The following is a 237-nucleotide window of genomic DNA, read 5'->3' on the forward strand; positions in this document are numbered from 1 at the left end:
GTCGACCGCCCGTCGTTCCGTGTGAAGCCGGGTCAGACCATCCACGTCAAGCCCAAGAGCGAGTCGCTGGAGCCCTTCCAGGTCGCCGCCCTCGGTGGCCACGCCGAGGTTCTGCCCCCCGTCCCGGGCTACCTCGAGGTCGAGCTCGACAAGCTGCAGGCCAAGCTCGTGCGTCGTCCGAAGCGTGCGGAGGTCCCCGTCACCGGTGACGTCCAGCTCGTCGTCGAGTACTACGCC

General features: G+C 68.8%; 1 pseudogene. It reads left to right on the plus strand.

Annotated elements, in window-relative coordinates:
- A pseudogene (locus P6709_RS20325) lies at positions 1-237 on the plus strand (30S ribosomal protein S4); the annotation flags it as partial.

The sequence above is a fragment of the Jeotgalibacillus sp. ET6 genome (assembly GCF_029667115.1).
In the GTDB taxonomy this organism is placed as follows: Bacteria; Bacillota; Bacilli; order Bacillales; family Jeotgalibacillaceae; genus Jeotgalibacillus.